The organism is Polaromonas sp. P1_E1_2 (assembly GCF_056406035.1).
Window position 1 is genome coordinate 1 of record NZ_JBFUAZ010000339.1, and the last position, 4491, is coordinate 4491.

Here is a 4491-nt window from a genome sequence, read left to right on the forward strand (position 1 = left end):
TGCCGAGATTGCCTCGTGGATGTGGGCGCTCGGCATCGGCATGGGTTTGTGCTCTCTTGTGCCGTCGTTGTGGTTGAAAAAGCCGGTGATGGTGGCCTGGTCCACACCGGGTGCCGCCGTGCTGGCCACTGCAGGGCTGGCTGGCGGTTTCTCGATGGGAGAGGCGGTTGCGGCATTTATGRTCAGCGCGGCGCTCATCACCTTGTTCGGCATCACCGGCTGGTTTGAAAAAGTCATGAACCGCATTCCTGTGGCCATCGCCTCCGCGTTGCTGGCGGGTGTGCTTGCGCGCTTCGGCATCCAGGCCTTTGCGGCAGCTCAAACGGCTTTGCCTTTGGTGCTGCTGATGCTGGCGATCTACTTATTGGGCAAGCGGTTGATGCCGCGCTATGCGGTAGTGCTGACGCTGGTCGGAGCCATTGTGTTTGTCGCTGCGCGCGGGCAACTGGCGTGGTCTGGGGTCGCTTTTTCGTTGGCGATGCCGGTGTTCGTGATGCCGAAGTTCACACTGGCCGCCATTGTCAGCCTGGCCATTCCGCTGTTTGTGGTGACCATGGCTTCGCAGAATCTGCCGGGCGTGGCAGCCATCCACGCCGCCGGTTATGGGCCGGACAGTCCGGACGGCGGCATTCCGGTGTCAAAAATCATCACGCTGAGCGGCCTGACCACGCTGGTGCTGGCGCCTTTTGGCGCGTTTGCCCTCAACCTGAGCGCCATCACGGCGGCCATCTGCATGGGCCGGGAAGCGCATGAGGACCCCGCCAGGCGCTACACCGCGACCGTATGCTGCGGCGCGATCTACATCGTGATCGGCATATTCGGCGCAGCGATCACCGGCCTGCTGACAGCTTTCCCAAAAGAGCTGGTCGTGGCCATTGCCGGGCTGGCGCTGCTGGGTACCATCGGCAACGGCCTGGCCGCGGCGGTGAAGGAGGAATCGCACCGGGAAGCGGCGCTTATCACTTTTCTCGTCACCTTGTCGGGCGTCGTAATAGCCGGTGTGGGCTCGGCCTTTTGGGGTGTCGTCGCGGGCGCGATTGCGCTCTTTGTACAACAATACGGCCAACAGCGCCGGGAAGCCCGCTCCGGGGCGGCGCCAAACCCTGGGACACGTTCCACACCATGAATCTTCTTTTTGTTGCCGATCCGCTCGAGTCATTCAAGATTTACAAGGACACCACCTTTGCCATGATGCGGGAGGCGCAGCGGCGCGGGCACCGCGTCAGCGCCTGCGAGCCGGCCGACATGAGCTGGGAGACCGGTGCGAAAGTCACAGCCCAGGTGCGCCACATCACGCTGACAGGCGACGCAGATGTGTGGTTCACGGCCGATGCCGCCCGGCCCGACGGCCGCGAAGCCATTGCGGGTTTTGATGCGGCGGTCATGCGCAAGGACCCGCCTTTTGACAGCGAATACTTTTACAGCACGCACCTGCTGGAGCAGGCCGAGCGCGAAGGCGCCAGGGTCTTCAACAAGCCTGCCGCCTTGCGCGACCATCCTGAAAAGCTTGCCATCCTCGAGTTTGCGCAATTCAGCGGCCCGACGCTGGTCACGCGAAGTGCGGCCGACATCAAGCGCTTTCATGCCGAGCACAAGGACATCATCCTCAAACCGCTGGATGGCATGGGCGGCATGGGCATCTTCCGCGTGAAGGAAGACGGCCTGAATCTGGGCAGCATCACCGAAACACTGAACAGGAACGGCGCCGAAAGCGTGATGGTGCAGAAATTTTTGCCCGAGATCGTCAAGGGCGACAAGCGCGTGCTGGTCATCGGGGGAAAACCGGTTCCTTTCAGCCTGGCGCGCATTCCCCAAGGCAGCGAAGTGCGCGGCAATCTGGCAGCCGGCGGCGTGGGTGTGGCGCAGCCGCTCTCAAAGCGGGATTTTGAAATTGCCGAAGCGCTGGGCCCGGTGCTGGCCGCGCGCGGCCTGCTGCTGGCCGGCGTCGACGTGATCGGCGACTATGTGACCGAGATCAATGTGACCAGCCCGACCTGCTTCCAGGAAATCCACGACCAGGCCGGTTTTGACGTGGCGGCCATGTTCATTGACGCACTGGAGTCGGCCCTCACGACAGCCGGCGCCTGACGGCCTGATCGCACAAGCGGGCAGCAGCTGTCAGGCGGCGATGAGTGCGCCGCCTTCAAACACCTTGAGTTCCCCGGGCGCAAATGAGGTCCAGTTTTCATTGGTAGTGAGCGGCGCCGTGACCACCACGGCGACGCGGTCGGTCGGCCTGGTGTGCTCGGCAAAATTCACGCTCACATCCTCGTCGCTCAGCGTGGCATGCGCAAAGGGGTGCTTGCGCTCTACGTAATAGAGGTTGGTGGACGCGTGCGCCCACAAGGCCTGGCCGTTGCTGAGCAAAAAGTTGAAGGTGCCGTGGGTGGCGATGTGCGCCGCAAGCTCACGCAGCGTGATGCTCAGCTCCTGCACGCTGGGAACGCCCGCGTGAGACTTGGCCATCTCCTGCATGATCCAGCAAAAAGCGCGCTCACTGTCAGTGGTGCCGACGGGCCGGAAGCTGCCGTGCAGGCGGGGCGAAAAATCTTTCAGGTCGCCGTTGTGGGCAAACACCCAGTAGCGGCCCCACAGCTCGCGCACAAAGGGGTGGCAGTTCTCCAGCGCGACACGTCCCTGCGTGGCCTTGCGGATGTGTGAGATGACGTTGCGGCTTTTGATCGGGTAGCGGCTGATCAGCTCGGCCACCGGTGAACTGCAGGCCGGCTGGTGGTCGACAAAATGGCGCAGGCCGCGGTCGCTGCCGCCGGCCACTCTGTCGTCGCCCTCAAAAAAAGCGATGCCCCAGCCGTCGGCATGGTGGTCGGTGTGGCCGCCCCGCTGCGCGAAGCCCCTGAAACTGAAGGTCACATCCGTTGGCGCATTGCAGTTCATGCCGAGAAGTTGGCACATGTCAGTCCGCTTCCTGCTTGTTATTCGGTAAGTTGTCAGGCTGGGCGGGAGCCGGCACGCGAAGCTGCCATGCGGCCACCACGGCCAGTATGCAAAGGGCGGCCAGCATCAGGAAGGCTTCATTGAAAGCAGCCAGCCRCGCCGGGCTGCTGGTGGCGTTGGCCAGCGAATCGCCATGGGCCGCAAGCCGCCACTCCAGCACGATGCCGCACAGGCTCACACCGATCGCGCCGCCCAGCATGCGCAGGAAGTTGATGGCACTTGCGCCCTGCGATAACAGATGCTCATGCAGGGGCCGGAGCGACCCGAGGTTGAGCGAAGGCAGGATAAAACCCAGCCCGATACGCCCCAGCGTGGCCCACATCACCAGCATCCAGAGCCCCGAAGCCAGGTTCACCGTGAGCATCAATGCAAACGAGGCTGCCAGCAAAGCCAGCCCCGTGCTGACCAGCAGCCAGGTCGGGTGTTTGTCCGCCAGCCGGCCTACGCCCGCAATCGTGGCGGCCAACACCAGGCCCGCGGGCAGCAGGATGGTGCCGACGTGCGAGGCCGAGAGATTCAAGCCCAGTTGCAGGTACACCGGCAGCAGGTAGGTGGAGCCAAACAGCGCGGTGCCGTATATGAAAGCGACGATGCTGCCCATGGCAAAAGGCCGGTAGCCAAAGAGCGCCAGGTTCATCAGCGGTGCACCGCCCGAAGCCGCCAGGCGGCGTTGCCACCAGATGAATGCGGCCAGCGCCGCCAGCGCGGCGCCCAGCAATACAAAGGCATGCGCGCGCCCGGCGCCGTGCAGCTCGACCATGCCGTTGAGCAGGCACAGCGTGCCCACCGCGCCCAGCAACAGGCCGCGCCAGTCGATCATCGCGCCGTTGCGGTTGGGCTCCACGCCGCCCGGCGCGGTGTCGGGCACGTAGCGGTAGGCCATCCACAGCGACACCAGGCACAGCGGCACCACCATGAAGAAAATGGAGCGCCAGCCAAACAGGTCGACCAGCACACCGCCCACGCTGGGGCCCAGCGCCGGCGCCAGCACCACGCCCATGCCGAAGAGGCCGCTGGCGCGCCCCTGCTCGTGTGGCCCGAAGGCCCGCATGATGATGATCGCGGGAATCGGCTGCACCACACCGGCCGCCAGGCCCTCGGCCACGCGCGAACCCAGCACCAGCCCAAAGCTGTTGGCCAGACCGCCCACAATGCCGCCGGCCATCAGCAGCACCATGGTGCCCACATAGGTGCGGCGATAGCCGTAGCGCGAAAGCAGCCAGGGCGTGGTCAGCATGGAGACCGTCATGGCCACCATAAAGCCCGAACTCACCCACTGCGCGCGCTCCTGCCCCAGCGTGAAGTAGTGGCTCATGTCGGGAATCGCCACGTTCACGATGGTCGACGACATGATGGAAGCCATCGTGCCGATCATGACGGACAGCAGCAGCAACCACCGGTAACGCGGACCGTGGCGCGCCTGCAGGCCGGCAAGGGATGCGGGCATGGCCCGGGTGTCCGTCGTCAGTCTCTCGGCTCGGACCAGAGCTTACCGCCGGTCGCCCAGTTTTCGCGCTTGATGTCGGTGATCAGAAT

5 protein-coding genes are annotated in these 4491 nt (G+C 64.3%); 2 read left to right on the top strand and 3 right to left on the bottom strand.

The genetic code is table 11. The features are described 5' to 3' along the window. Positions 1 to 1126: benzoate/H(+) symporter BenE family transporter (locus AC1D1P_RS15075; protein WP_477673543.1), on the top strand; the 1126-nt coding region annotated here is incomplete at its 5' end. Further along, entirely contained in the window at positions 1123 to 2088 is a 966-nt protein-coding gene (gshB, locus tag AC1D1P_RS15080) for a glutathione synthase (protein WP_477670706.1), read from the top strand. The genes AC1D1P_RS15075 and gshB, both read left to right, overlap by 4 nt. Positions 2089 to 2118: 30 nt before the next feature. On the opposite strand, the gene AC1D1P_RS15085 is transcribed toward gshB, so the two are convergent. The 3 genes from AC1D1P_RS15085 to AC1D1P_RS15095 all read right to left on the bottom strand — a co-directional run. Then, positions 2119 to 2913 carry a class II glutamine amidotransferase gene (locus AC1D1P_RS15085; protein ID WP_477673544.1) on the bottom strand — a complete coding sequence of 265 codons (795 nt, stop codon included), beginning with the start codon at positions 2911 to 2913 and terminating at the stop codon, positions 2119 to 2121. Between the two features lies 1 nt (position 2914). After that, positions 2915 to 4402 (bottom strand): MFS transporter, encoded by a 1488-nt coding sequence (locus AC1D1P_RS15090; protein WP_477673545.1) that lies wholly within the window; start codon positions 4400 to 4402, stop codon positions 2915 to 2917. Between the two features lie 17 nt (positions 4403 to 4419). Then, positions 4420 to 4491, bottom strand: a 72-nt coding sequence (locus AC1D1P_RS15095; RefSeq protein WP_477673546.1) for a tautomerase family protein, incomplete at its 5' end; no start/stop codon positions are given.

Excerpts from the sequence above, each read along its gene's own strand:
- gshB (WP_477670706.1), top strand. The coding sequence starts at position 1,123 with ATGAATCTTCTTTTTGTTGCCGATCCGCTCGAGTCATTCAAGATTTAC.
- AC1D1P_RS15085 (WP_477673544.1), bottom strand. The coding sequence starts at position 2,913 with ATGTGCCAACTTCTCGGCATGAACTGCAATGCGCCAACGGATGTGACC.